Annotated in this window: 25 protein-coding genes; 8 read left to right on the top strand and 17 right to left on the bottom strand. The window is 71.1% G+C overall.

The features are described from left to right. The first annotated feature begins 106 nt into the window (after positions 1-106). The 5 genes from ACZ6MZ_RS23015 (at position 107) to ACZ6MZ_RS22995 (ending at position 4,870) form a co-directional block, all read left to right on the top strand. Complete coding sequence (locus ACZ6MZ_RS23015; RefSeq protein ID WP_389783621.1) at positions 107-1,012, top strand: 5'-3' exonuclease; 906 nt, start codon at positions 107-109, stop codon at positions 1,010-1,012. Positions 1,013-1,062: 50 nt separating this feature from the next. Next, positions 1,063-1,905, top strand: coding sequence for a siderophore-interacting protein (locus tag ACZ6MZ_RS23010; RefSeq protein ID WP_389783451.1), 843 nt, complete (start codon positions 1,063-1,065; stop codon positions 1,903-1,905). Between the two features lie 241 nt (positions 1,906-2,146). After that, positions 2,147-2,731, top strand: a complete 585-nt coding sequence (locus tag ACZ6MZ_RS23005; RefSeq protein ID WP_389677250.1) for a sigma-70 family RNA polymerase sigma factor — start codon at positions 2,147-2,149, stop codon at positions 2,729-2,731. Next, entirely contained in the window at positions 2,728-3,483 is a 756-nt protein-coding gene (locus tag ACZ6MZ_RS23000; RefSeq protein WP_469353935.1) for an anti-sigma factor, read from the top strand. Before ACZ6MZ_RS23005 ends, ACZ6MZ_RS23000 begins: the two co-directional genes overlap by 4 nt. A 10-nt stretch (positions 3,484-3,493) precedes the next feature. Then, positions 3,494-4,870, top strand: a complete 1,377-nt coding sequence (locus ACZ6MZ_RS22995; protein ID WP_469353934.1) for a cryptochrome/photolyase family protein — start codon at positions 3,494-3,496, stop codon at positions 4,868-4,870. Between the two features lie 22 nt (positions 4,871-4,892). Here ACZ6MZ_RS22995 and ACZ6MZ_RS22990 read toward each other — a convergent pair whose 3' ends face one another. The 4 genes from ACZ6MZ_RS22990 to ACZ6MZ_RS22975 are packed head-to-tail and all read right to left on the bottom strand — an operon-like array spanning position 4,893 to position 9,062. Next, the gene (locus ACZ6MZ_RS22990; RefSeq protein ID WP_469354087.1) at positions 4,893-5,696 is read right to left on the bottom strand and encodes a DUF1295 domain-containing protein; all 804 of its coding nucleotides are present in this window, start codon (positions 5,694-5,696) and stop codon (positions 4,893-4,895) included. Positions 5,697-5,710: 14 nt separating this feature from the next. Further along, positions 5,711-7,021, bottom strand: coding sequence for a class I SAM-dependent methyltransferase (locus ACZ6MZ_RS22985; protein WP_469353933.1), 1,311 nt, complete (start codon positions 7,019-7,021; stop codon positions 5,711-5,713). Next, positions 7,018-7,749 (bottom strand): DUF1365 domain-containing protein, encoded by a 732-nt coding sequence (locus ACZ6MZ_RS22980; protein ID WP_469354085.1) that lies wholly within the window; start codon positions 7,747-7,749, stop codon positions 7,018-7,020. The genes ACZ6MZ_RS22985 and ACZ6MZ_RS22980 overlap by 4 nt, the downstream gene beginning before the upstream one ends. Positions 7,750-7,787: 38 nt before the next feature. Further along, positions 7,788-9,062: an NAD(P)/FAD-dependent oxidoreductase gene (locus tag ACZ6MZ_RS22975; RefSeq protein ID WP_469353932.1), complete on the bottom strand. Its 1,275-nt coding sequence runs from the start codon at positions 9,060-9,062 to the stop codon at positions 7,788-7,790. A 154-nt stretch (positions 9,063-9,216) separates the two neighbouring features. Here ACZ6MZ_RS22975 and ACZ6MZ_RS22970 point away from each other — a divergent pair, with 154 nt between their 5' ends. Together ACZ6MZ_RS22970 and ACZ6MZ_RS22965 are read left to right on the top strand one after the other, a co-directional pair. Beyond that, complete coding sequence (locus ACZ6MZ_RS22970; protein ID WP_469353930.1) at positions 9,217-10,836, top strand: molybdopterin-dependent oxidoreductase; 1,620 nt, start codon at positions 9,217-9,219, stop codon at positions 10,834-10,836. A 109-nt stretch (positions 10,837-10,945) separates the two neighbouring features. Continuing rightward, positions 10,946-11,593 carry a fasciclin domain-containing protein gene (locus tag ACZ6MZ_RS22965; protein WP_469353928.1) on the top strand — a complete coding sequence of 216 codons (648 nt, stop codon included), beginning with the start codon at positions 10,946-10,948 and terminating at the stop codon, positions 11,591-11,593. A 63-nt stretch (positions 11,594-11,656) separates the two neighbouring features. Here ACZ6MZ_RS22965 and ACZ6MZ_RS22960 read toward each other — a convergent pair whose 3' ends face one another. The 12 genes from ACZ6MZ_RS22960 to ACZ6MZ_RS22905 form a co-directional block, all read right to left on the bottom strand. Next, a complete protein-coding gene (locus ACZ6MZ_RS22960) occupies positions 11,657-14,485 on the bottom strand; it encodes a DEAD/DEAH box helicase (protein WP_389783433.1) in 2,829 nt (942 codons plus the stop codon). A 45-nt stretch (positions 14,486-14,530) separates the two neighbouring features. Beyond that, the gene (locus ACZ6MZ_RS22955; RefSeq protein ID WP_469353926.1) at positions 14,531-15,427 is read right to left on the bottom strand and encodes a diacylglycerol kinase; all 897 of its coding nucleotides are present in this window, start codon (positions 15,425-15,427) and stop codon (positions 14,531-14,533) included. An 18-nt stretch (positions 15,428-15,445) separates the two neighbouring features. Continuing rightward, positions 15,446-16,396 (bottom strand): twin-arginine translocase subunit TatC, encoded by a 951-nt coding sequence (gene tatC / locus ACZ6MZ_RS22950; protein ID WP_469353924.1) that lies wholly within the window; start codon positions 16,394-16,396, stop codon positions 15,446-15,448. Between the two features lie 43 nt (positions 16,397-16,439). Continuing rightward, complete coding sequence (gene tatA / locus ACZ6MZ_RS22945; RefSeq protein ID WP_384190536.1) at positions 16,440-16,733, bottom strand: Sec-independent protein translocase subunit TatA; 294 nt, start codon at positions 16,731-16,733, stop codon at positions 16,440-16,442. Positions 16,734-16,968: 235 nt separating this feature from the next. Then, positions 16,969-17,166, bottom strand: coding sequence for a hypothetical protein (locus ACZ6MZ_RS22940; RefSeq protein WP_384190539.1), 198 nt, complete (start codon positions 17,164-17,166; stop codon positions 16,969-16,971). Between the two features lie 36 nt (positions 17,167-17,202). Then, complete coding sequence (locus ACZ6MZ_RS22935) at positions 17,203-17,454, bottom strand: hypothetical protein (RefSeq protein WP_469353923.1); 252 nt, start codon at positions 17,452-17,454, stop codon at positions 17,203-17,205. 84 nt (positions 17,455-17,538) lie between these two features. After that, a complete protein-coding gene (locus tag ACZ6MZ_RS22930; RefSeq protein ID WP_384337256.1) occupies positions 17,539-18,489 on the bottom strand; it encodes a helix-turn-helix transcriptional regulator in 951 nt (316 codons plus the stop codon). Positions 18,490-18,506: 17 nt separating this feature from the next. Then, on the bottom strand, positions 18,507-19,463 hold the full coding sequence (locus tag ACZ6MZ_RS22925; protein ID WP_384190547.1) for a helix-turn-helix transcriptional regulator: 957 nt from the start codon (positions 19,461-19,463) through the stop codon (positions 18,507-18,509). 120 nt (positions 19,464-19,583) lie between these two features. After that, positions 19,584-19,958: an FKBP-type peptidyl-prolyl cis-trans isomerase gene (locus tag ACZ6MZ_RS22920; protein WP_384190550.1), complete on the bottom strand. Its 375-nt coding sequence runs from the start codon at positions 19,956-19,958 to the stop codon at positions 19,584-19,586. A gap of 43 nt (positions 19,959-20,001) precedes the next feature. Then, on the bottom strand, positions 20,002-20,937 hold the full coding sequence (locus ACZ6MZ_RS22915; protein WP_469353921.1) for an FKBP-type peptidyl-prolyl cis-trans isomerase: 936 nt from the start codon (positions 20,935-20,937) through the stop codon (positions 20,002-20,004). 109 nt (positions 20,938-21,046) lie between these two features. Next, the gene (pafA, locus tag ACZ6MZ_RS22910; RefSeq protein WP_384190554.1) at positions 21,047-22,408 is read right to left on the bottom strand and encodes a Pup--protein ligase; all 1,362 of its coding nucleotides are present in this window, start codon (positions 22,406-22,408) and stop codon (positions 21,047-21,049) included. A 9-nt stretch (positions 22,409-22,417) separates the two neighbouring features. Continuing rightward, complete coding sequence (locus ACZ6MZ_RS22905; RefSeq protein WP_389783418.1) at positions 22,418-23,677, bottom strand: MFS transporter; 1,260 nt, start codon at positions 23,675-23,677, stop codon at positions 22,418-22,420. Between the two features lie 141 nt (positions 23,678-23,818). On the opposite strand from ACZ6MZ_RS22905, the gene ACZ6MZ_RS22900 reads away from it, so the two are divergent. Further along, positions 23,819-24,853 carry a LacI family DNA-binding transcriptional regulator gene (locus ACZ6MZ_RS22900; RefSeq protein WP_469353919.1) on the top strand — a complete coding sequence of 345 codons (1,035 nt, stop codon included), beginning with the start codon at positions 23,819-23,821 and terminating at the stop codon, positions 24,851-24,853. 268 nt (positions 24,854-25,121) lie between these two features. On the opposite strand, the gene prcA is transcribed toward ACZ6MZ_RS22900, so the two are convergent. Then, entirely contained in the window at positions 25,122-25,886 is a 765-nt protein-coding gene (gene prcA, locus ACZ6MZ_RS22895) for a proteasome subunit alpha (RefSeq protein WP_384190562.1), read from the bottom strand. Positions 25,887-25,930 lie beyond the last annotated feature (44 nt).

The raw sequence follows: 25,930 nt of genomic DNA, 5'->3' as shown, positions 1-25,930 counted from the left end.
TGGGCGCGGCTTCGCCCTTGCCGGAGACCGCTCGCGCGGGCCGGCCGGTGGCGGTCGGCGACTGTCAGTGGGCTGCGGCATCATCGGGGATGTGACGCGACGCCTGATGCTCCTCGACACCGCTTCCCTCTACTTCCGCGCCTATTTCGGGGTTCCCGATTCCGTACGGGCCCCGGACGGCACCCCGGTCAACGCGGTGCGCGGCCTGCTCGACTTCATCGCACGACTGGTGCAGGACCACCACCCGGACGAGCTGGTGGCGTGCATGGACGCCGACTGGCGGCCGCAGTGGCGGGTGGACCTGATCCCCTCGTACAAGGCCCACCGGGTGGCGCAGGCGCGTGCGGAGGGACCGGACGAGGAGGAGACGCCGGACACGCTGGCGCCGCAGGTCCCGGTCATCGAGGCGGTGCTCGACGCGCTCGGCATCGCCCGGGTCGGTGTCGCGGGGTACGAGGCGGACGATGTGATCGGCACGCTGGCCGGCCGGGCGACGGGCCCGGTGGACATCGTCACCGGCGACCGCGATCTCTATCAGCTGGTCGACGACGCCCGGGGCGTGCGGGTGCTGTATCCGCTGAAGGGGGTCGGGACGCTCCAGCTCACGGACGAGGCGGCGCTGCGCGAGAAGTACGGCGTGGACGGCCCCGGCTATGTCGATCTGGCCCTGCTGCGCGGCGACCCGAGCGACGGGCTGCCCGGCGTGCCCGGGATCGGCGAGAAGACCGCGGCCAAGCTGCTCGACGCCTTCGGCGACCTGGCGGGGATCATGGCGGCGGTGGACGATCCGCGCGCGAAGCTCACTCCCTCGCAGCGCAAGCGGCTCGACGAGGCCCGGGCCTACGTGGCGGTCGCACCGACGGTGGTGCGGGTCGCCGGTGACGTACCCCTGCCGGATTTCGACCCGGCGCTGCCGGCCGCACCGCGTGATCCCGCCGCCCTCGACGCCCTCGCCGAGCGCTGGGGACTCGGTGGGGCGCTGCAACGGCTCCTCGTCACCCTCCAGCGCTGAAGTGCTAGGTTAGGCAAGCCTAAGCAGCGCGAGAGTCAGGGGAGACCATCGTGGCAGAACAGCCGGCCCGCAAGGCACCGCAGGCACGTGAGGCGCAGGTCCTGCGCACCGAGTGGATCACCCCGCACATGGTGCGTCTCGTCCTGGGCGGTGAAGGGCCGGCGGAGCTGGGGGCCGGTGAGTTCACCGATCACTACATCAAGGTGCTGTTCGCGCCCGAGGGTGTGTCCTACCCCGAGCCGTTCGACATGGAGCGGATCCGCGCGGAGTTCCCTCGCGACCAGTGGCCCACCACCCGTACGTACACCGTGCGGGCCTGGGATCCGGCGGCCGGAGAGATGACCGTCGATTTCGTGGTGCACGGCGACGAGGGCCTGGCCGGACCGTGGGCGGCGCGCGCGAAGCCGGGCGACACCATGCGCTTCCTCGGCCCCGGCGGCGGATACGCGCCGGACCCGGCCGCCGGCTGGCATCTGCTGGTCGGTGACGAGAGCGCGCTGCCCGCTATCGCCGCGTCGCTGGAGCGGGCCCCGGCGGGCGCCGTCGTGCGTGCCTTCGTCGAGATCCCCGGCCCCGCGGAGGAGCAGAAGATCGCGGCTCCGGACGGGATCGAGATCACCTGGCTGCACCGCGGCAGCCGTCCGGTGGGCGAGGCGCTGGTCGCCGCCGTGCGCGGACTGGACTTCCCCGACGGTGACGTGCACGCCTTCGTGCACGGCGAGGCCGGTTTCGTGAAGGAGCTGCGCCGTCATCTGCGGATGGAACGGAGCATCCCGCGCGAGCGGCTGTCGATCTCGGGCTACTGGCGGCTCGGCCAGACCGACGAGGCGTGGCGGGCCGTCAAGCGCGAGTGGAACGAGCAGGTGGAGCGCGAGCAGGAGAGCGCGGCCTGAACTGGCGGCACGACGACGACGGAACCCCGGCGCGGGCAGCAGGTCCGCGCCGGGGTTCCGTCGTTTCTCCGGCCTCCCCCGGCCGGAACCGGCCGGGGGAGGCCGGGACGGGCCGGCATCGCGGAACTCCCCGAAAATCGCCGGTCCCCACGACCAATCCATCGGGGCCGCGGCTCCGAATCAGTGCTGGAGTCTGCTCGGATTGCTCGAAGGACGCGTTCGTACCGTGGAGGAAAGCCGCGTGAAAGAAGCCGTACACATCGGCGGACCCGCTTCGGCGGGGCCCGATCTGCAGGAACTGATGGGCGACGTGGCCCGGGGCGACCAGGAGGCCTTCGCGCGCGTGTACGACGTGGTCTGCGGCCCCGTCCTGGGACTGGTGCGCTCCGTCCTGCGCGACCCGGCCCAGTCGGAAGAGGTGGCTCAGGAGGTGCTGCTGGAGGTCTGGCGTACCGCCACCCGCTTCCAGCCCACCCGTGGCAGCGCCATGACCTGGGTGCTCACCCTCGCCCACCGCCGGGCGGTGGACCGGGTGCGTTCGGCCCAGGCCTCCAGCGACCGGGAGCACAGAGCCGCACTGCTGGACCGGACCCCGGCCTTCGACGAGGTCACCGAACAGGTGGAGGCACGCCTCGAACGGGAGCAGGTGCGGCGCTGTCTGCGTACCCTCACCGAGCTTCAGCGCCAGTCCGTGACGATGGCGTACTACCAGGGGCTGGCCTACCGGGAAGTGGCCGAGCTGCTCTCGGTCCCGCTGGGCACGGTCAAAACTCGCCTGCGCGACGGTCTGATCCGGCTGCGCGACTGCTTGGGGGTGACCGCATGATCACCGCGGATCTGCACACGCTGACCGGCGCGTACGCACTGCACGCGCTGGCGCCGCAGGAGCGCGCCGACTTCGAACGGCATCTGGAGGCGTGCCCGGCCTGTTCCCAGGAGGTACGCGAACTGGCCGCCACCGCGGCCCGGCTGGGGCAGGCCGTGACCGTGACACCGCCGCCCGGCCTGAAGCAGGTGGTGCTCCGCCGGATCGCCACCGAGCGGCAGGACCCGCCGAGGGTCACCCCGCAGTCCCGCCCCGGCGGCGGCGCGGCCCGGGGACGCGCGCTGTCCCGCTTCGCCCTGGCCGCGTGCCTGGCAGCGGCGGCCGCGTTCGGCGGGGTCGCGGTGTGGCAGCACCAGGAGGCGCGGGACGCGCAGCGGCAGGCACAGGCGTCGCAGCAGCGGGCCGAGGCGCTGGCCACGGTGCTCGCCGCGCCGGACGCCAAGATCACCACCGGAAAGCTGACGGACGGCGCGACCGGCACGGTCGTGGTCTCGCGTGACCGGGACAAGGCCGCGTTCATCGCGTCGGGGATGCCGAAACCGCCCAGCGGCAAGGTCTATCAGCTCTGGTACAACGACGGCGGGAAGATGCGCCCCGCAGGTCTGATGGACCCCGCGAACGGCTCGGATGCCGTACTGATGGCCGGCCCCGTTGGCGCGGCCTCGGGTATGGGCATCACGGTGGAACCGGTGGGCGGCTCGGCGCAGCCCACCTCCGACCCACTGGCCCTGATGAACTTCCCGACCGCGTAAGGACAGGTCCATGAGCGTTGCGGTGGTGCTCTTCACCTCGGATCTGCGGGTCCACGACCAGCCGGTGCTGCGCGCCGCCCTGCGCGCCGCCGACGAGGTGGTACCGCTGTTCGTGCGCGACCGGGGGATCGGGGCGGCGGGCTTCGACGCCCCCAACCGCCTGGCCTTTCTGGCCGACTGCCTGGCCTCTCTGGACGCCGGGCTGCGGGCGCGCGGCGGCCGGCTGGTGGTCCGTACGGGTGAGGTCGTCGAACAGGTCTGCCGGATGGTGCGCGAGAGCGGCGCGGGCCAGGTCCATGTCGCGGGCGGGGTGAGCGGGTACGCGGTGCGCAGGGAGGAGCGGCTGCGTACGGAGCTGGGGAGCGCGGGGGTCCGGCTCGTGGTGCACGACGCGGTGATCACCGCTGTGCCACCGGGGCAGATCGCCCCCTCGGGCAAGGACCACTTCGCGGTCTTCACCCCGTACTTCCGCCGCTGGGAGGGGACCAGGACGCGCGAGGTGCTGGACGCGCCCCGGACGGTACGGGTGCCCCCCGCGATCTGCGGCGGCCCGCTGCCGGAGTGGGGCGCGGTCGAGGGGGTGTCACCCGGCCTCGCCCAGGGCGGCGAGGAGGTGGGCCGCACGCTGCTGACATCGTGGCTCGCAGGCGGGATCGGGTCGTACGAGGACCGGCACGACGACCTTCCGGGCGATGCCACCTCCCGGCTCTCCCCCTACCTCCACTTCGGCTGTCTCTCGCCGGTGGAGCTGGTCCACCGGGCGCGGCGCAGGCGTAGTGCGGGGGCGGCGGCGTTCGAGCGCCAGCTGGCCTGGCGGGACTTCCATCACCAGGTGCTGGCGGCCCGCCCGCAGGCGGCGTGGTCGGACTACCGGGAGCGCGGCGACCGCTGGCGTACGGACGAGAAGGAGGCCGCCGCCTGGCGGGCGGGGCGTACCGGATATCCCGTCGTCGACGCGGCCATGCGCCAGCTGCTGTACGAGGGCTGGATGCACAACCGCGGCCGGCTGCTGGTGGCGAGCTTCCTCACCAAGACGCTGTACGTGGACTGGCGCGTCGGCGCGCGCCACTTCCTGGATCTGCTGGTGGACGGGGATCTCGCCAACAACCAGCTCAACTGGCAGTGGGTGGCGGGCACCGGCACGGACACCCGGCCCAACCGCGTCCTGAATCCGCTCACCCAGGCCAAGCGGTTCGACCCGCTGGGCGACTACGTACGGCGCTGGGTGCCGGAACTGGCCGGCCTGGAGGGGCCGGCCGTCCACCAGCCGTGGCTACTGGCGGGCCAGGACCGGGCCCGGCTCGACTATCCGGACCCGATCGTGGATCTTGCCGAGGGACGGGACCGGTTCGCGCGGGCCCGCGGCCCCGGCCATGACACCGGCTAGGCCCTGTCCGGTCGGACAGGACCTAGCTTTCGCGTGGCGGGCGCGGGAAGAAGCCGCTGGTGCGGGCGGTGTACTCGGCGAAGCCGGGGCGGTCCGCCATATGCCGTTCCAGCAGGCGCTTCCCGCTGCCGTTGATCAGCAGGTAACTCATCACCAGCGGGCTCACCACGGTCGCCGCGGCCACCGCCGGGGCGTCGCAGACGATGAGGAACAGCCCCCACCAGATACAGAAGTCACCGAAGTAGTTGGGGTGCCGGGTCCAGCTCCACAGCCCGCGGTCCATGAGGCGGCCCTTGTTCGCGGGATCCGCCCTGAAGCGGGCGAGCTGCCAATCCCCCACCGCCTCGAAGAACAGCCCGGTCAGCCAGAGCGCGCAGCCGGCGTACGCGACGGGGCCGGTCCTTCCGGGGATGTACTGCGCCGCCTGTACGGGCAGCGAGACCAGCAGCACCAGCAGGCCCTGAAGGAGATAGACCATGCGCAGGGCGTAGAGATTCCGGTGGCCCGGCGCCTTGGCGAGCATCGCCTCGTACCGCGGATCCTCGCCGTGCCCGCGCCCCCGCGCGGCGATATGGCCCGCCAGTCGCAGCCCCCACACCGCTGTCAGCACGGTGACCAGGAGCCGCCGTCCGTCATCCCCCTGTCCCGCCGAGGCGCCGTACGAGACGAGCGCGACCGCCGTGAACCCGAGGCCCCAGGCGATGTCGACGATCCGGTGCAGCCCCCTGACGACGGCGACGGCGAAGGTGATGAGCATGACGGCGAGGGCGGCGGCCGTGGCGGGGCCGACCCCCTGCCCGAACGCCGCCCACGGGTAGCCGCTCAGCGTCTGAGGGCCCGTCATCGGGAGGTCTCCTCCTTGGTCAGCAGCATCTGCTGCACATCCAGATAGCCGGAGCGGAAACCCGCCTCGGAGTAGGCGAGATAGAAGGTCCACAGGCGCCGGAAGGTCTCGTCGAAGCCGAGGGCGTCGACCCGCGGAGCCTCTTCGGTGAAGCGTTCGCGCCACAGGCGGAGCGTTTCGGCGTAGTGCGGTCCGAAGCCGTCACGGCCGGCCATCCGCAGGGTGGTGCGCTCGGCGATGATCCGCTCGATCGCCTCGGCCGACGGCAGCAGCCCGCCGGGGAAGACGTACTTCTGGATCCAGGTGAAGGTGTCCTTGGAGGCGAGCATGCGGTCGTGCGGCATGGTGATCGCCTGGAGGGCGATCCGGCCGCCGGGCACGAGGAGCCGGTCCAGCGTCAGGAAGTACTCCGGCCAGAACTCCGCGCCGACGGCCTCGATCATCTCGACGCTGACGATGGCGTCGAAGGTGCCCTCCACCCGGCGGTAGTCGCGCAGTTCGACGGTGACGCGGTCCTCGGCTCCCGCCGCGCGGACACGTTCGCGCGCCAGCTCCCGCTGCTCCTGGGAGAGCGTCACGGTGAGCACCCGCGCGCCGCGCGCCGCCGCGCGGATGGCCAGTTCGCCCCAGCCGGTGCCGATCTCCAGCAGCCGGGTGCCTGGCCCGACGTGTGCTTCGTCGAGCAGCCGGTCGATCTTGCGGTGCTGGGCGGCGGCCAGCAGGGACCGGTCGGCGGGGAAGCCGCGGAAGAGGGCCGAGGAGTACGACAGCGTCTCGTCGAGGAACAGCGCGAACAGCTCGTTGGAGAGGTCGTAGTGGCGGCTGATGTTGTCGCGCGAGCCCTCGGGGGTGCTGCGCTGGGCGGCCGGCTGCTTCGGCGCCCATACCGCGCGCAGGGTCTGCAGCGGAGCGGGGACCAGGTGCGCGGCCCGCTCGGCCAGCACGGTCAGGACGCCGACCAGGTCCGGGGCCTGCCACTCACCGGCCATGTAGGACTCGCCGAAGCCGATCAGCCCGCCGGCCCCGATCCGGCGGAAAAACGCCTTCGGCTCCCGTACCTCCAGCAGCGGTCCGCCGAGCCCGAGCGTCTCGGCGCCGCCGAGCCTGACCCGCAGCGGAAGCCTGCCGAGCGCGTGCCGGACGACCCGCTCGGCTATGGCCGTACGGAGCCAGGAGGCGCGTGGATGTCGCGCCACGTCGGGCCAGCGCAGCTCGTCGGCCACGGCGGGCCGCGCCGGTGCCTCGGACGCGGGCGGCGGGGCGGACCCCGGGGATCCGGGCGACGCCGGGGATACGGACACGCTCACTTGACACCCTCCTGGGGGCGATGACGGGGACGGGGCCGCACGGGAAGTCCGCGCAGCCAGAGCCGGATGCCGTGCAGCCGGATGGCGGCGGAGACGACGGCGGTGGACCACGGGTGGCGCAGAGCGGTGCGCACCAGGGTCCGGGTGGTGGCGGGGCGCCGCTCGCCCCGTACGGTCGCGGTGAACGAACGGCCGCCGGGCCGCTCCAGATGGACCGTCAGGCTGAGCCGCTCGTCCGGTTCCGGCAGCCGCATGGTGTAGCCGCCGTCGACCGGGAAGAACGGCGAGACGTAGAACTCCTTGTCCACCGTGGCCCGGCCGGCGCCGTCGGGCTTCAGCAGATAGCAGTGCCGTTCGCCGTACGTGTTGTGGACCTCCGCGACGACACACAGCGGCTCGCCGTCGGGTCCGTGGCACCAGTAGAGGGTCAGCGGATTGAACACATGGCCGAACACCCGGGCGTGGGCGAGCATCGTCACCCGCCCGCCGGCCAGCTCGATCCCCCGGGCGGCCAGGAAGGATTCCAGGCCCGCCCGGATCGTCGGCTGTGCGCCGCCGAAGTGGTCGCGGGCGTCGAAGCGGGCGAGCGGGCGCAGCGGCCGGGGCAGCCGTGGCGGCCGGTCGGGGTCGATCAGCCACATATAGGTGCGGTGGCGCAGGGCGTAGCGGCGGGGCGCGGTCCGCACATGGCTGACCGTGCAGGTGTAGAGGGCCGGGACGGTGGTCACGGACGGGGTGGTGCTCCGCGCGGCCGGGACGGTGGTGCTCACCACGTCACTCCCAGGGCCGCGGCCGCCTCGACGCCCGAGCGGCAGCCGTCCTCGTGGAACCCCCAGCCGTGATACGCCCCCGCGTAGGCGGTGACCGGGCCGCTGAGCGCGGGCAGCCGCTCCTGGGCGGCGACCGATTCCGGGGTGTAGACGGGGTGTTCGTACACCATGCGGGCGAGGACCCGCTCCTCGTCGACGCGGTCGGCGCCGTTCAGGGTGACCACATAGGTCTCCGGGGCGTCGAGCCGCTGGAGCCTGCTCATGTCGTAGCTGACCCGTACGGCCTCGGCGCCCGCGTCGCAGGAGGGCATCAGATAGTTCCAGGAGGCGCGGGCGCCCGCGCTGCGCGGCAGCAGACGCGTGTCGGTGTGCAGCTGGGTGGGGTTGCGGGAGTAGCGGAACGCGCCGAGCACCCGCCGCTCCTCCTCGGTGGCGTCGGCCAGCAGCCGCAGCGCCTGGTCGGGATGGACCGCGATGACCACGGAGTCGTGCCGCTGGGCGCTGCCGTCGGCGGCGACGATCTCCACACCGTCCGCGTGCCGGTGCACGGCCCCTACGGCGGTGGAGGTGTGCACGGCGTCCAGGCGCTTGGCGATCTGCTCCACGTAGGAGCGCGAGCCGCCGCTGACGGTCCGCCAGACGGGCGAGCCGCTGATCGCCAGCATGCCGTGGTGCGCCAGGAAGCGGAACAGATAGCGGGCGGGGTAGCGCAGCGCTGTCCGCGCGTCGCAGGACCAGACGGCCGAGACGAGCGGGGTCATGAAGTGGGAGGTGAAGTACGGCGAGAAGCGGCCCTCGGCGATGAACTCCCCCACGGTCCGCTCAGGCTCCCGGCCGTCGTCGGACGCCAGCAGCGCGCGGGCCCGCCGGTGGAAGACCGGAACCTCGGTGAGCATGCGCAGATAGCGGGGGCGCAGCGCGTTGCGCGGCTGGGCGAACAGACCGGCCGCGCCGCGCGCTCCCGCGTATTCGAGTCCGCAGCCCTCGCACCGCACGGACATGCTCATCTCCGACTCCTGGGTGGCGACTCCCAGTTCCTCGAAGAGCCTCAGCAGGCGCGGATAGGTCCGCTCGTTGTGCACGATGAATCCGGAGTCGACGCGGTTCACGCGGCCGTCGGCCGACGCTATGTCGTGGGTGTGCGCGTGGCCGCCGAGCCGTTCCTCCGCCTCGTACAGCGCCACGTCGTGCGAGCGCCGCAGTACGTACGCGGCGGTCAGCCCCGCGACTCCCCCGCCCACCACGGCCGTACGCCGGCGTCCGCCACTCATCGCGCTCCCTCACGTCCTGCTCCGGGCTGTGCCTCTCGGTGGGTATTCGAGGCGGCGGGGACCGGGGATTGGTGTCCGGAGCGATCTTTCTTCCGGCGGTGCGACTTTTAATTCCTTCGGGTGAACGACCAATCCGCCTCGCTTCCCGTGCCGAATGGCCGGTGTGAGTGAAGATCAGAAAGTCTCAACGCCGGAGGCCGGGCGTCCCGTCCGGACGCCGCGCCCGGTGCGGGCTCCGCTCGCCGCGCTGAGCGGGCTGATCACGGGGCTCTCGGCGCTGGCCGTGGCGGAACTGGTCGCGGCCGCGGTGCGGCCCGAGGCCGGTCCGGTCACCGCGGTCGGCGGGGCGGTCATCGACCGGACCCCTCCGTGGCTGAAGGACTTCGCCGTACGGAACTTCGGGACCAACGACAAGCTCGTGCTGCAGCTCGGCATCCTGGCCCTCCTGGCGGTCTTCGCCATGGCGGTCGGAGTGGTCGCGGCCCGGCACCGGCTGGTCGGTTCCGCGGCGGTTCTGGTCTTCGGCGTGGTCGGGGCGGTGGCGGCGGTCGGGCGACCCGACGGCAGCCCGTCCGACGCCTGGCCCTCGGCCGTGGGCGCCCTGGTGGCCTGCGGTGTGCTGTATCTGCTGGCCGGCCGGCTCGCCTTCCGTCCGTCCCCCGCGGCTGGCGGGACGGACGGAAGCTTCGACCGGCGCGGCTTCGTGATCGCCGCGACGGCCGCGGTGGCGGCATCGGCGGGAGCGGGGGTCCTGGGGCGCCGGCTCAACGCGTCAGGGGCGGCCGAGATCGCCGCCACCCGCGAGGACATCGTCCTGCCGGCGCCGGCCTCACCGGCCCGTCCGGTGCCGGCCGGGGCGGACCTGCGGATCCGCGGTCTCGGCCCGTTCACGACGCCCAACAAGGACTTCTACCGGGTGGACACCGCGCTGGTGGTGCCGCGGATCGACGCCACGAGCTGGCGGCTGAAGATCCATGGCAAGGGCGTCTCCCGGCCGCTGACGGTGAGCTTCGACGATCTGCTCCAACGGGAGCTGATCGAGCGGGACATCACCCTGACGTGCGTGTCCAACGAGGTCGGCGGCCCGTATGTGGGCAACGCCCGCTGGATCGGTGTACGGCTGGCGGATCTGCTGCGCGAGGCCGGGGTGAGGCCCCCCTCGAAGGGCGGGCCCGCCGACCAGATCGTGGCCCGCTCGGTGGACGGTATGACCATCGGCTCACCGGTCGAGACGGTCATGGACGGCCGCGACGCCCTGCTGGCGCTGGGCATGAACGGCGAGCCGCTCCCGTTCGACCACGGCTTCCCGGTCCGGATGCTGGTGCCGGGACTGTACGGCTATGTCTCGGCCTGCAAGTGGCTCCAGGACCTCGAACTCACCACGTTCGCCGACTACGACGCGTACTGGGTGAAGCGGTCCTGGTCCCCGCGCGCTCCCATCAAGACTCAGTCGCGGATCGACACCCCGCGCCCGTTCGCGAGCCCCAGGGCGGGCGCGGTTCAGGTCGCCGGCGTCGCCTGGGCCCAGCACCGCGGTATCGCCAGGGTCGAGGTACGGGTCGACGGCGGCGCCTGGCAGACGGCCCGGCTGGCGGCCGAGGACACCCACGACACCTGGCGCCAGTGGATGTGGGAGTGGCCGGCCACCAGCGGCAGCCACACGCTCGAGGTCCGGGCCACCGACCGGGACGGCTCCACGCAGACGGACCAGCGCGTCGGGACCGTGCCCAACGGCGCCACCGGCCGGCACTCGGTGGTGGTCGCCGTGACCTGACCGGCCATCAGCCACCGCCGCCGCCTCACCTCATGAGCGAGCGCCACACCAGCCATCAGCACCCCCCTGTGCACGACTTTCCGTGCATGACCCTTCAAGGAGATTCCGCATGAACGCCACCCGTTTCCACCGTGCCGCTGTCGCCGTCGTCGGTGCCGCCGTCCTGCCGCTGGCCCTCAGCGCCTGCTCCAGTGACGACGGCAAGGACACCAAGGACTCGGCGTCCTCGGTCGCGCCGCAGGAGTCCGAGAGCATGGCGGACGACGCGGCCGGCTCGTCGGACCAGCCGTTCGGCTCAGCGTGTGCGTCGGTGCCGAAGAACGGCGCCGGCAGCTTCGACGGCATGTCCAAGGACCCGGTCGCGACCGCCGCGTCCAACAACCCCGACCTTTCCACCCTGGTCACCGCGGTGAAGAAGGCCGGTCTGGTCGACACCCTCAACAACGCCCAGAACATCACGGTCTTCGCGCCGACCAACGACGCCTTCGCCAAGATCCCGAAGGCCGACCTGGACAAGGTCCTCAACGACAAGGCCATGCTGACCAAGATCCTCACCTACCACGTGGTCGGTGAGAAGCTGGCCCCCGCGCAGCTGGAGAGCGGCACCTTCCCCACCCTGGAGAAGAGCACGCTGGCCACGAAGGGCTCGGGCGAGGCGTTCATGGTCAACGACTCCGCGAAGGTCGTCTGCGGCAACGTCCCCACCGCCAACGCCACGGTCTACATCATCGACTCCGTCCTGATGCCGAAGATGTAACCCCGGGTCATGACAGCGATCGGCCCCCGCCGGAGCATCCGGCGGGGGCCGATCGTCGCGTCGTCAGCCGACCGAGCTGTACGCCACCACTCCGCGCAGCACCGCCTCGACCGCCTTGCGGGCGTTCTTCGCGACCGTGCTGCCCTCGCGGGGCGCGGCCGCGGCGATCTGGCCGAGGACATCGATGACCTGCTTGCACCAGCGTACGAAGTCACCCGCCGGCATCTCCGCCTCGCGCAGCACCTCGTCGAGCCCCTTGCCCGAGGCCCACATGTAGACCGCCCAGGCGAAGCCGAGATCGGGCTCGCGCTGGCCGACCCCCTCCGTCTGACTGATCTTCAGGTCCTCCTCCAGGGCGTCGAGCCGGCCCCAGATACGGACCATCTCGCCCAGCGCGGCCTTCGCCGTGCCCGAGGGGACCTTGGGCGCCACCGCGTCGTCGGACTGCCGGGCCTCGTACACCAGGGCCGAGACACAGGCGGCCAGCTCGGCCGGGGAGAGCCCTTCCCACACCCCGTCGCGCAGGCACTCGCTGGCGAGCAGATCCAGCTCGCCGTAGAGACGGGCCAGCCGCCTGCCGTGCTCGGTGACCTCGTCGCCGCGCAGATAGTCCAGCTCGGTGAGGAGCGCGACGATCCGGTCGAAGGTACGGGCGATGGTGTTCGTCCGGCCCTCGATCCGCCGCTCCAGCTGACGGGTGTCCCGCTGCAGCCGGTGGTAGCGCTCGGCCCAGCGGGCGTGGTCCTCGCGCTCGTCGCAGCCGTGGCAGGGGTGGGCCCGCAGATCCGCCCGCAGCCGGGCGATCTCCCGGTCGTCGGCGGCGGGCGCGCGCTCCTTGCGATGCCGCTCGGGCACGATGTGGCCGGCCTTCGTGCGCAGGGCGGAGGCCAGATCGCGGCGCGACTGCGGCGAGCGCGCGTTGAAGGACTTGGGGATCCGCATCCGCTCCAGCGCCTCGACCGGCACCGGGAAGTCCATCGAGGCCAGCCGCTTGACCTGCCGCTCGGCGGTCAGCACGAGCGGGCGCGGCCCGTCCTGATACTCGAAGCCGCGGTGTCCGTTGGCCCGTCCGGCCGGCAGGCCCGGGTCGAGGACCAGCGCGAGACCGGCGAACTTCCCGGTCGGCACATGGATGACATCGCCCGGCTTGAGCTTCTCCAGCGAGGAGGCGGCGGCGACCCTGCGCTGCGTCACCCCCTGTTTGGCCAGGTCGGTCTCGCGGTCCTTGAGGTCGCGGCGCAGTCGCGCGTACTCCTCGAAGTCCCCCAGATGGCAGGTCATGCCCTCGCGGTAGCCGTCGAGCCCCTCTTCGTTCTTCTGCACCTGCCGGGAGATCCCGACGACCGACTTGTCGGCCTGGAACTGGGCGAAGGAGGTCTCCAGCAGCTCGCGCGAGCGGTGCCGGCCGAACTGCTGCACGAGATTGACGGCCATGTTGTACGACGGCCGGAAGCTGGAGCGCAGCGGATACGTCCGGGTTCCGGCGAGCCCGGCGAGGGCGCCCGGGTCCATGCCGCGCTGCCAGAGCACCACCGCGTGGCCCTCGACATCGATGCCCCGGCGTCCCGCCCGGCCGGTCAGCTGGGTGTACTCACCGGGTGTGATGTCGGCGTGCTGCTCGCCGTTCCACTTGACGAGCTTCTCCAGCACCACGGACCTGGCGGGCATGTTGATGCCGAGCGCCAGGGTCTCCGTGGCGAAGACCGCCTTGACCAGACCGCGGACGAACAGCTCCTCGACGACCTCCTTGAAGGTCGGCAGCATCCCGGCGTGGTGCGCGGCGATGCCCCGCTCCAGGCCTTCCAGCCATTCGTAGTAGCCGAGGACATGGAGGTCCTCGCCGGGGATGGAGGCCGTACGCTCCTCGACGATCTCGCGGACCCGCCGGCGCGCGTCGTCGTCGTTGAGCCGCAGTCCCGCGTACATGCACTGCTGGACGGCCGCCTCGCAGGCGGCCCGGCTGAAGATGAAGGTGATCGCGGGCAGCAGGCCCTCGGAGTCGAGACGCTCGATGACCTCGGGCCGGGAGGGCGTCCAGATCCGGCTGCGCTGCCGGCGCTCGCGCTCCCGGTCCGCCTCGCGGACCATCTTCCCGCGCCGGCGCTCGCGCGGGTTGTACGTGCGCTGGTTCTCCATCCGGGCCAGCCGGACGAGATCGGGGTTGACCTCCCGCTTGGCGACGCCGCGGCCGCCGTGGTCGGTCTCCTCCTCGAAGAGGTCGTACATCCGGCGCCCGGCCATCACATGCTGCCAGAGCGGCACGGGCCGGTGCTCGGAGACGATCACTTCGGTGTCGCCACGGACGGTGTCCAGCCAGTCACCGAACTCCTCGGCGTTGGAGACGGTCGCCGAGAGCGAGACGAGCGTGACCGATTCGGGGAGATGGATGATCACCTCTTCCCAGACGGCGCCCCGGAAGCGGTCGGAGAGGTAGTGCACCTCGTCCATCACCACATAGCCGAGCCCGAGCAGCGACCGGGAGCCGGCGTAGAGCATGTTCCGCAGGACTTCGGTGGTCATGACCACCACCGGAGCGTCGGAATTGACGCTGTTGTCGCCGGTGAGCAGGCCGACCTTGTCGGCGCCGTAGCGCTTGGCCAGGTCGGCGTACTTCTGGTTGGACAGCGCCTTGATGGGCGTGGTGTAGAAGCACTTGCGGCCCTCGGCCAGGGCCAGGTGCACGGCGAATTCGCCGACGATCGTCTTGCCGGAGCCGGTGGGCGCCGCGACCAGCACGCCCTTTCCGGCTTCCAGGGCCTGGCAGGCCTCGATCTGGAAGGGGTCCAGGCCGAAGTCGTACATCTCGCGGAAGGGGGCGAGGGCGGTGGCCTGCTCGGCGGCGCGGATCCGGGCAGCGGCGTATCGCTCGGCTGGGGAGAGGTCCTCTGTCATCTTGCAGTCGAGCCTACCCGTCACCTCTGACAGTCAGCCCGATCTTTAATCCGCGGTACGGAGCACCCGCACGGCGGCCGGTACGCACACGGCGGTGAGCGGCAGCGGGCCCAGCGGCTCGCCGTCGGCGTAGCCGGTGAGGCCCGGCGCGGCCAGGGTGATCCTGGACGCGCGATGGACCGTCACCGCCGGATGGCTCAGATGCGTTCCCCGGTAGACCTTCGGGAAGACCTTCAGCAGCTCCGTACGGGAACACTCCCCCACGACGGTCACATCGAAGAGCCCGTCGTCCAGCGCGGCGCCCGCGCAGATCCGCATCCCGCCGCCGTACGAGGATCCGTTGCCGACCGCGACGAGGGTCGCCTCGATCTCCCGCTCGGTGCCGTCGTCGAGGGTCATCCGGTACGGGACGGGCTTGAAGGCGGCCAGTTCCGCCACCATCGCCAGGTCGTACTTGAAACGCCCGGAGGGCCAGCGCATCCGGTTGCCCCGGTCATTGACGCGCGAGTCGAATCCGGAGGCCAGGACGGTGCCGAACCAGGTCCCGCCGACCCGGCCCAGGTCCACCGGGCGGATGCCGTCACCCTTGAGCGCCCGGGCGGCGAGCCGTCCGGCGGCGGCCGGGTCGCGGACGGGCAGGCCGAGCGCGCGGGCGAAGTCGTTGCCGGTCCCGGCGGCTATGACGCCCAGCGGGGTCGGGGTGCCGGCGACCGCCTGCAGGGCGAGGGAGATCATGCCGTCCCCGCCCACGGCTATCAGCGCGCCGGTGCCGCCGTCGACCGCCTCGCGGGCCCGGCGCAGCGCGTCGGCCGCGTCGGAGCCGAGGACCGTACGGACGGAGAATCCCGCGTCCCGCAGGGCGGCGGCGGCCGGCTGCGCGGCGTGCGCGCCCCGGCCGCGCCCCGCGGTGGGATTGACGAAGAGGGTGATCTCGCTGGTCACCCGGCGGACCCTACAAGGTCAGGTGATGTCGTCGTAACCGTTCAGCCGGTTCGCGCGGCTGCCGTCCGACTGCTCGGGACGAGAGCCCGACGAGGAGACGGGCTCGATCGCCCCGACGCCCTCGGGGGTCAGATCCAGCTCCGAGGCCTCGTCGTCGTCGAGCTCCGCGTCCGGGTTATTGCGCCTGCGCCGCCGGTCGTTCAGCAGACAGACACCCAGCGCCAGGAAGTAGAGGACGACGATGGGGGCCGCCAGCGACAGCATGGTGAGCGGATCGCCGGTCGGGGTGGCGAACGCGGAGAAGAGCGTGATGCCCAGCACCATGATGCGCCACCAGGAGCCGAGGCGCTTCGCCGACAGCACTCCAGTGAAGTTGAGCAGGACGAGCAGCAGCGGCAGCTCGAAGGCCATACCGAAGACGATCACCATGCGCACCACGAGGTCGAGATATTCGTCGACCGGTAGCAGGTTGCGGGCGTTCTCCGGAGTGAAGTCGAGCAGGATCGTGGCCGTCTGGGGAAGGATCTTGTACGCGAGGACGGCACCGCCGAGGAAGAGCGGTACACCGACGGCCACGAACGACAGCGCGTACTTCTTCTCGTGGCTGTGCAGGCCCGGCGCCAGGAAACCCCAGAGCTGGTACAGCCAGACCGGCGTGGAGAGCACCACACCCGATACGAGGGAGACCTTCAGCGCGATGGAGAAGGGCGCGATCAGACCGTTCACGGTCATGTCCGCGCACGGTGCGCCGTTCTTCTGCTTCACGGCGCCGTCGACACAGCCCACCGAGTCGAGGATCGGCTTCAGCATGAAGTCGATCAGATCCTTGTAGTAGAACGCGGCGATGATCGTGATGACCATGATCGCCAGGACCGATTTCAGCAGGCGGTTTCGCAACTCTCGCAGGTGCTCCGCGAGGGGCATGCGCCCCTCGACGTCTTTCTCCTGCTTGCGGGCAGACTTGAGCAACCCACGTCCCTCGTCTCGTTACAGCGACCGTCGGTGGAGAGCGTCAGCTCTGGGTGGTGCGGTTCGGCTCGCTGACCGGACGGGAGCTGGTGACATCGCCGGGCGCGGCCTGGATCGTCCGCGGAGCGGCCTGCTGCGGGGCGGTGGCGTCGGCGACCGGGTCGGCCGCGGGCGCCGTCGGCTCGTCGTCCTTCTTCATGGCCTTGGCCTCGCTCTTGAGGATGCGGGCCGACTTGCCGAGCGAACGCGCCATGTCGGGAAGCTTCTTGGCACCGAACAGCAACAGGACGACAGCGATGATCAGAACGATCTCGAGGGGCTTCAGATTGCCGATCATGTACGACTTCCTTCTCACTGAGGCGGCTGGCGTCGGGGCTGCCCGTACAACCGAACCGGTGTCCGGCCGTGGTGCTGGCAGCGATCGTAACCCGCTGGAGTAAACGAGGGGCAATGCCTGCGCATACTCCCGACGGCGGCCCGCGCCTCTGTGTCGGGGCCGCGATCATCAGCGTACCGTCCGGGCGGTTGAAGCAGGAGGGTGCGTCGGCGGCCGCATTCGCCGCGGTGCGCGGCTACCGGAGCGCGTCGCCCGTCGCGGCCAGTCGGGTGGCCGCCCGCTCCAGATCCTCGGCGGCCCGGTTGATCGTCTCCGTGGTGGCGGCGACCTGGCGCCCGAGCCGCTGGGCTTCGAGAAAGACACGGATCGCCAGGACACCGAGCACCGCGATACCGCAGAAACCCAGGGCGATGGCGAGCATGGGCCAGAACATGGGCAGCGCCTCGACCGTTCTAGAGAGGGGAGTGGTCTAGAGAGTGGAGTGGAGGCGCAGCGTCCGCACCCCGCCGCCCGTGAGGAGTTCGACGATGCGCTCACCGGCCGGCTTGCGCACCATGGCCTCGCACTCAGGACAGGTGAAGGAGTAGAAGGTGGTGCGCCGGCTGGCCCCGATCGCCAGCCGCAGCGCGCCCGCGGACAGCTCGAAGCGGGCACGGCACTCCGGACAGGCCGCCTTGAAGAGGACCGGGACCACGGTCGAGAATCCAGACAGCCCAGACATCGTCGACATATTCCTTGGTTCTCCTTGTCCTCTGCTGGTCATCTTCTGTGCCGTGCCGGCCGTTCGTCGCCGGCCGCTCCCCGCTCAGCCGTCGTAGGCCGCGAGGGCCTCACTCGCCGCCAGCCGCGCGCTGTCGGCCAGATCCCGGGGGGAGACGATCCGCCCGTCCCCGCCGAGTCTCAGCGCGAGCCGTCTGAGCGACGCGGGCGCCGGCGTGCGCAGCGTAATGCGCAGCCCGCCGTCGGGAAGTTCGTCCGCGCTGTCGTGCGGGTAGTACTCCGCCACCCACCGGCCGCCGGGCCCGACCTCGACCACCACCTCGGGATCCTCCGCGGACGGCTGCACCAGCCCCTCCGACAGATCCCGCAGCTCCAGCTCCGGCGGCGCGGCCGGCGCGTCCAGCAGCCTGACCTCGGCCACCCGGTCGAGCCGGAACGTACGCCGCGCCTCGGAGAGCCGGCACCAGGCCTCCATATAGGTGTGGCCCACGGCGAACAGCCGGATCGGGTCGACCTCGCGCTCGGTCAGCTCGTCCCGTGCCGGGGAGTAGTAGCGCAGCCACAGCCTGCGACGCTCGGAGATGGCCCGGTCGACCTCGGCGAAGACCCCGCCCTCGGACTCGAAGGTCACCGACAGCCGGGAGCTGGCCCCCGCGGCCTCCCCGGCCGCGGTCTCCAGCTTGGCGGTGGCGCGCAGCAGCGCCTGCCGGTCGCCCTCGCGCAGCCCCGGCAGGGTGGCGACCGCGCGGGCCGCGACGAGCAGCGCCGTCGCCTCGTCGGCGGCGAGCCGCAGCGGCTCGGCGACATCGTCCGCGTTGTGCCACCAGATGCGGTCGCCGTCGGTGTCGATGTCGAGCAGATCGCCGCCGCGGAAGCTGGTCCCGCACATGGGAAGGACATCGAGGTCGGAGATCAGCTCGTCCTCGGTGATGCCGAAGGCCCGGGCGACATCGCTGACGTGCGCGCCGGGGCGCTCCCGCAGATAGGTCACCAGGGAGAGCATCCGCCGGGTCTGGTCGATGGCGTTGGCTGCCATGGTTGTACGAGTCCCCCTCAGCCCTTGGCCACGGCGCGCAGCCGCTCCAGGACATCGGCCCGCAGATCCGCGGGCTCCAGTACGACCACGTCCGGGCCGAACTCCACCAGCCAGGCGTCGAGGCCGTGCCCGTACGGGATCTCCAGCTCGTCCCAGCCGTCGCCCAGCTCCCTCGACGACAGCGCCCTGGAGCGCAGCGGATAGCCGCTCCCCGAGCGCAGTTTGATCAGCGCGGAGCGGGTCGCGGTCTCCCCCGCCCAGCTCTCCACGGTCTCCCGCACCGTGACCACATCGGGCACGGGGGCGCTGAAGGCCCCGGCGCGGGAGCGGACCCTGCCGGTGATCCGGGAGAGCCGGAAGACCCGCTCGGCCCCGCGGTCGCGGTCCCAGCCGGCCAGATACCAGTGGCCGCGCCAGCACTCCAGTGTCCAGGGCTCGACCTGGCGCTGCTCGGGGCGGGCCGCGTTGGCCTTGCGGTAGTCGAAGATGACGGGGCGCCGGTCGCGGCAGGCGAGCATCAGCGGTTCGAAGGCGGCCTCATGGACGGGGATGCGGGGTTCGAGGGCGCTGTGGTGGGCTTCGTAGCTGTCCTCCGCCTCCGGCATCCCGGCGGCGCGCAGCTTCTGCAGGGCGCCGCTCGCCGCGCCGGCCAGCCGGGCCTGCTGCCAGACCTTGGCGGCGAGGCCGAGAGCGGCGGCCTCCTCGGCGTCGAGCGTGATGGCGGGCAGCCGGTTGCTGTCGCGGCGGGCGAGATAGCCGGTCTCGCCGTCGAGGTTCTCCACCGTCTCGATGACCAGGCCGAGTTCGCGCAGATCGTCCTTGTCCCGCTCGAACATCCGGTTGAACGAGTCGTCGGAGCCCGCTTCCAGATACGCCTCGATGGAGCCGCGCAGCTCACGCTTGCTGAGCGGACGCCGGGTACCGAGCAGGCACAGCGCCAGATTCATCAATCGCTCGGCCTTGGCAATCGCCATCGACGCCCTACCCCTTTGATCGTGCCGGGTCCGCTCGTTGACCGTACCGCCCCGGGGTGTCGCGGCCAAAGCCGAGGGCCCACGCCGGACAGCATGGGCCCTCGGGGTGTCCTGATGTGATCAGACAGCGACCAGATCGCAGACGAAGATCAGCGTCTCGCCCGGCGCGATGGCGCCGCCACCGGCGCCGCGCTCGCCGTACGCGAGGTGCGAGGGGATGGTCAGCTGACGGCGGCCGCCGACCTTCATGCCCTGAACGCCCTGGTCCCAGCCGGAGATGACCTGGCCGACACCGAGCTGGAACTGAAGCGGGGTGCCACGGTTCCAGGAGGCGTCGAACTCCTCGCCGGTGGAGAAGGCCACACCCACGTAGTGGACCTTGACGGTGTCGCCCGCCTTGGCCACCTCGCCGTCACCTTCCCAGATTTCCTTGATCTCCAGGTCGGCCGGCGGCTCGCCACCCGGGAAATCGATCTCGGGCTTCTCGATGCTCACTGAACTGCTCCTCTAAATGATGAACGGGGCAACCGGGACAGTCTTACACCTTCGCCAGGACGTCCACGGCGAACACCAGGGTGGAGTTCTTGGGGATGCCCTGCTGCTCCTGGGCGCCGAATGCCTGGTCCGGCGGGATCACGATCAGGATCCGGCTGCCCACCTTCTTGCCGACGATGCCTGTCTTGAGGCCCTTCAGCGTGAGCTGCGGCAGCGGGAAGGTCTGGGTCTTGCCGGTCTTGTACGTGCTGTCGAACTGCTTCTGGCCCTTCCAGAGGTACGCGGCGTAGTTCAGCACGACCGTGTCCGAGTCCTTGATGACCTCGCCGTCGCTCTCCAGCACATAGGAGGAGACCAGCTTCTTGGGCGGGTCGGTCTTAGGAATCGTGACCTTCGGTTCCTTGCCGTCCTCGTTGGTCCCGACCTTGGGCAGGGAGATGTTGTCCTGCGCGACCTTGGTGCCCTTGGCCGTGGTGGGGACCTGGGTCGCCTTCAGGATGTCGACGACGAAGACCAGCGTGGAGTTGGGCTTGATGTCGCCCTGGCCCTGGGCGCCGTATCCGAGCTCCGGCGGGATGCCCAGCTCGACGCGGCTGCCGACCTTCTGGCCTTCGAGGCCCTTGTCCCAGCCCTGGATGACCATGCCGGCACCGAGGGTCAGATCGAAGGGCTGCTTCCGGTCAAAACTGTTGTCGAACGGCTTGTCCGAATCCCAGCTCTGCCCCAGGTAGTTGACCTGGATCGCGTCGCCCTTTTTGACTGTCGCGCCGTCACCCTCGCTGAGGACGTCGACCTTCAGCTCCTTGGGCGGGGTGCCCTTGCCCTTTTCAAGGGTCGGCTTCTGACCGAACTTGGCGCCCGCGCTGATCGCGGGAAGTCCGTTCTTGGACGGGGTTGAGTCGGAGCCTCCGTCGTTGCCGCACGCCGCTGTCGACAGCAGCAGCAAGGGGACGACGATCAGGCCGGCAAGTCGGCGCACGTGTTCCTCAGATCTCAGACGGCACAGTAGTTGCCCGACACTCTAGGGCGTGCCAAGGGCCCCGTACGAGATACGTACAGGGCCCAGGTGGCGTTCAGTCAGTGCGTGGTCACATACCGGCGATCAGCTTTTCCACCCGGTCGTCGACGGAACGGAACGGGTCCTTGCAAAGCACGGTGCGCTGTGCCTGGTCATTGAGCTTGAGATGCACCCAGTCGACGGTGAAGTCCCTGCGCTGCTCCTGGGCCCGGCGGATGAAATCGCCGCGCAGCCGCGCCCTGGTGGTCTGCGGAGGCACGGATTTGCCCTCGAAGATCTTCAGGTCGTTGCAGATCCGGGCGGCCTGGCCCCGCTTCTCCAGCAGGTAGTAGAGGCCGCGACGGCGGTGGATGTCGTGGTAGGCGAGGTCTATCTGGGCGACCCGCGGATGCGACATGGTCATATTGTGCTTGGCCCGGTACCGCTCGATCAGCTTGTACTTCATGACCCAGTCGATCTCGGTGCCGATCCGGTCGAGGTCCTCCGCGTCGATCGCGTCGAGCGTGCGGCCCCAGAGCTCCAGGACCTGATCGACGACGCCGGTGCGGATGCCCCGGCGCTCCACGAAGTCCACGGCCTTCTCGTAGTACTCCCGCTGGACCTCCAGGGCGGAGGCCTCACGGCCGCTCGCCAGGCGCACCTTGCGCTGGCCGGTGAGGTCGTGGCTGACCTCGCGGATCGCCCGGATGGGGTTCTCCAGGGTGAGATCGCGCATCACCGTGCCCGCTTCGATCATGCGCAGGACGAGGTCGGTGGCACCGACCTTGAGCAGCATGGTCGTCTCGGACATGTTCGAGTCGCCGACGATGACATGGAGGCGGCGGTATCGCTCCGCGTCGGCGTGCGGCTCGTCACGAGTGTTGATGATCGGACGGGATCGGGTGGTGGCGGAGCTGACGCCTTCCCAGATGTGCTCGGCGCGCTGGCTGACGCAGTAGACCGCGCCTCGCGGGGTCTGCAGCACCTTGCCGGCGCCACAGAGCAGCTGCCGGGTGACGAGGAAGGGGATGAGGATGTCCGCGAGCCGGGAGAACTCTCCATGGCGGGCGACGAGATAGTTCTCGTGGCAGCCGTAGGAGTTTCCCGCCGAGTCGGTGTTGTTCTTGAAGAGATAGACGTCGCCCGCGATTCCCTCCTCGTGCAGGCGGCGTTCGGCGTCGACGAGCAGGCCTTCGAGAATGCGCTCGCCCGCCTTGTCGTGCGTGACCAGTTCGGTCACGTTGTCGCATTCGGGAGTTGCGTATTCCGGATGCGAACCCACGTCGAGGTAGAGACGGGCGCCGTTCCGCAGGAAGACATTGCTGCTGCGGCCCCATGAGACAACACGGCGGAAGAGGTAGCGCGCCACTTCGTCAGGTGACAGTCGGCGCTGTCCCCTGAACGTGCACGTGACGCCGTACTCGTTCTCCAGCCCGAAAATGCGGCGGTCCATGTCTGAACATTACGCCTGATGACCAGAGCTGAAACCGGGTTCGGCCGTAGCGCTTGGATCATTTTCCGTCCGGATGGTGGCATCCGGAGGAGCGCCGGGAGCTGCGAGGACCCGCTGAGTGACCACCAGCACCAGCAGCGCGGCGATCCCGCCTGCCCCCGCGACGCCGAAGCTCGCGGCGGTGGAGCCGATCTCGACGGCCGGGCCCGCCACGGCCGTTCCCAGCGCGGCGCCGACGCCGAAGGTGGTGACGAGCCAGGAGAACGCCTCGGTGACGGTGCCTCGGGGGGCGTGCCGGTCGACGACGATGAAGGCGCAGGCGATGGCGGGCGCCAGGAAGATTCCGGCGACGGCGCAGAGCGCGGTCATCGCGACCACACCCGGAGTGAGCGTCAGCGGCAGGTAACAGAGAGCCAGCAGGGCGACGATGCCCCGGAGCCTGCGCTCGGGGGCGCCGGCCCACTGTCTGGCCCCGTAGACCACGCCGCCGATCAGCGCGCCGAGGCCGAGGGCCGCCATCAGCCAGCCGTACACGGACTCGCCGCCGTGGTCGTCCGCGTAGGCGACCCCCGCGACGGTGATCGAGCCGAGGGCCATACCGATGAACAGGAACGCGCCCAGCAGGGCGAGCAGCCCGGGTGAGCGCAGGGCGCCGAGCCAGTGCGCCTCGCGGGGTGCGGAGCGCCAGGCGCGGGAAGGCCCGGACAGGACGACGGAGAGCGCGCCGAGCACACCGATCGCGTTGATGACGAGGAGCGCGGCGGCCGGCGACCAGAGCGAGACCAGCAGGGTGACGAACAGCGGGCCGACCGTGAACATGACTTCCTGGGCCACGGCGTCCATGGCGTACGCCCGGTGCACCCGGTCCTCACCGCCCAGGACGCTCGGCCACAGCGCCCGCAGTCCGCCTTCCAGCGGCGGGGTGAAGAGGCCCGCGACCGCCACGGCGCCGTAGGCGGGGAGCAGGAAGCCCGTTCCGACGGCCGCGAAGACCACCATGCCGAGGGCGGAGACAAGGGCGGCGGGGAGCTGCACCCGGGGCTGTCCGAACAGGTCCACGGCCCGGCCGAGCAGCGGCTGGCCGACGGCCGTGGCGATGCCGTAGACCGCCGCCAGCGCGCCGGCGAGCGTGTAGCTGCCGCCCTCGGCGCGGGTGAACAGGACGATCGCGATATGGCCGGTGGCGCTCGGCAGCCGGCCCACGAGCGTGCCGGCGAGCAGCCGTGCGGCGTGCGGTGCCTTGAGAATGTCCGCGTACCCGGCGGCCATGTCCCGCCCCCCATCTTGGTCAGCTCTTCCCCCGGCCCGAGCGGGTTGGGGTTTTACGTATAACGTCCGACGTCATACGTACCATGAGCGCAGTCCGCGGGTCCACCGCGATCTCTCACCGCGCGACGGAGAACGGCAGCCATGACTGAGCAGTCCGCCAGGCCCACCAGCAAGGACGTGGCACGGGCCGCGGGCGTGTCCCAGGCCACGGTCTCCCTCGTCCTCGGCGACAAATGGCGCGGACGGGTCTCGGAGCGGACGGCCGGGCTGGTACGGGACGCGGCGCGGGACCTCGGTTACCGGCCCAATCTCGCGGCCCGCAATCTGCGCCTCGGCACGACCAGGACGGCCCTCCTGGTCGTGCCCGCGCTCACCAACGAGTTCTTCGCCCGGGTCTACACGGGCGCGGCCGAGGTGGCCGCCCGGCACGGCTTCGGGGTGGTCATCTACCCCTCCCCCGCCGGGGTGGGGCCCGCCAGGGATCCCTTCGCCTCGGCGCGGGCCGCGCTGGACGGGGTGATCGCCTCCTCGATGGCGGCCGACGCGCTGGACGAGATCCGCGGGGTGGACGGCGCGGATCTGCCGCTGGTGATGCTCGACAGCGATCCCGCGGCGCCGGGCGCCGCCGCCCGGGTGAATCTCGACATCGCCGACGGAATGCGGCAGGTGACCGGGCATCTGCTGGGCCTCGGCCACCGGCGCCTCGTCCATCTCGCCTGCGCCATCGATTCCTGGACCTTCGCCGTACGGGCCGAGGCGCTGGCCGAGACGGTACGGGGAGTGCCGGACGCGGTCGTCACAACGGTGTCGGCGCCGCTGGACGTGGACGCGGCGCGGGAGGCCGCGGAGCGCGCCCTCACCGGCCCGGGGCCCCGGCCCACGGCGCTGGTCTGCGACGACGACATCCTGGCCGCGGGGGCCTGCAAGGCGGTACGGCGGCTCGGCCTGCGGGTGCCCGAGGACGTCTCCGTCAGCGGCTTCGACGATCTGGCGCTGGCGACGGCGGTGGAGCCGGAACTGACCACGGTGCGGCTGCCGGCCGAGCGGGTGGGCGAGCGCGGCATGTCGGCGCTGCTGGCGGTCCTGGACGGCCGCCACCCCGAGGAGGGCGACCTCCCGGTATCCCTGGTGACCCGAGGCTCCACGGCCCCCGTATCCCCCTCCGGGGGCCGCTAGGGCGTGTCTGATACATAGCGCCGTCCGCCCCTGGGGCGGGGCTCGCGGGGTCTGGTGCGTGCGATCACAAGGCGGAGGATCGTCCTCGTACTGGACGTACTTGGACGACTCCGACAACGCGGCGAGGTGCCGTGCCGGGCGTCGCGGGCCCGCAAAGATCGACCGGACAGGACCTAGGGGGTGCCGGGGGCGACGAGCGCCTCGGCGGGCGCGCATCGCTGTGCCCCGGCTCGCGGAGGCGGGCCGGGGCACGGGCGGGGATCACCGGTCAGTCGTCGGTGTCCTCCGCCTCCTCGATGTCCGAGGGGGCGTCCGTCGGGGTGGAGGCGGCGCCGTCCGCCTCCAGCAGGCGGGCGAGCTGGCGGTTGACGATCCGCTTGAATTTGCGCTGCTGCGGCCGCGTACGGTCCAGGACGGCCACTTCGAGCCGCTCCGCGGGGATCTCCCGCTCGCCGCCGTTGGTGTCCCTGGACAGCGCCTGGACGGCCAGCTTCAGCGCCTCGGCGAGCGACATGCCCTCGCGGTGCTGCTGGTCGAGGAAGGTGCTGATCTGCTCCGACTGGCCGCCGACCGCGACCGAGCCGTGCTCGTCCACGATCGAGCCGTCGTGGGGCAGCCGGTAGATCTGGTCGCCGTCCGGGGTGGCGCCCACTTCCGCGACGACCAGCTCCACCTCGTAGGGCTTCTCACCGGCGCTGGAGAAGATCGTGCCGAGGGTCTGGGCATAGACATTGGCGAGGCCGCGGGCGGTCACGTCGTCGCGGTCGTAGGTATATCCGCGCAGATCGGCATAGCGGACACCGCCGATCCGCAGATTCTCGTACTCGTTGTACTTGCCGGCGGCCGCGAAACCGATCCGGTCGTAGATCTCGCTGAACTTGTGCAGCGCGCGGGACGGGTTCTCGCCGACGAAGACAATGCCGTCGGCGTACTGCAGCACAACCAGGCTGCGACCGCGGGCGATGCCCTTGCGGGCGTATTCCGCCCGGTCGGCCATGGCCTGCTGGGGTGAGACATAGAACGGCGTCGACACCGGCTATCCGTCCCTTTCTGTCAGTGGCATGTCGGTTCGGACGG

The sequence above is a fragment of the Streptomyces sp. NPDC042201 genome (assembly GCF_055582185.1).
The sequence above is the reverse complement of the archived record's forward strand: the minus strand, read 5'-3'. Positions and strand labels throughout refer to the sequence as shown.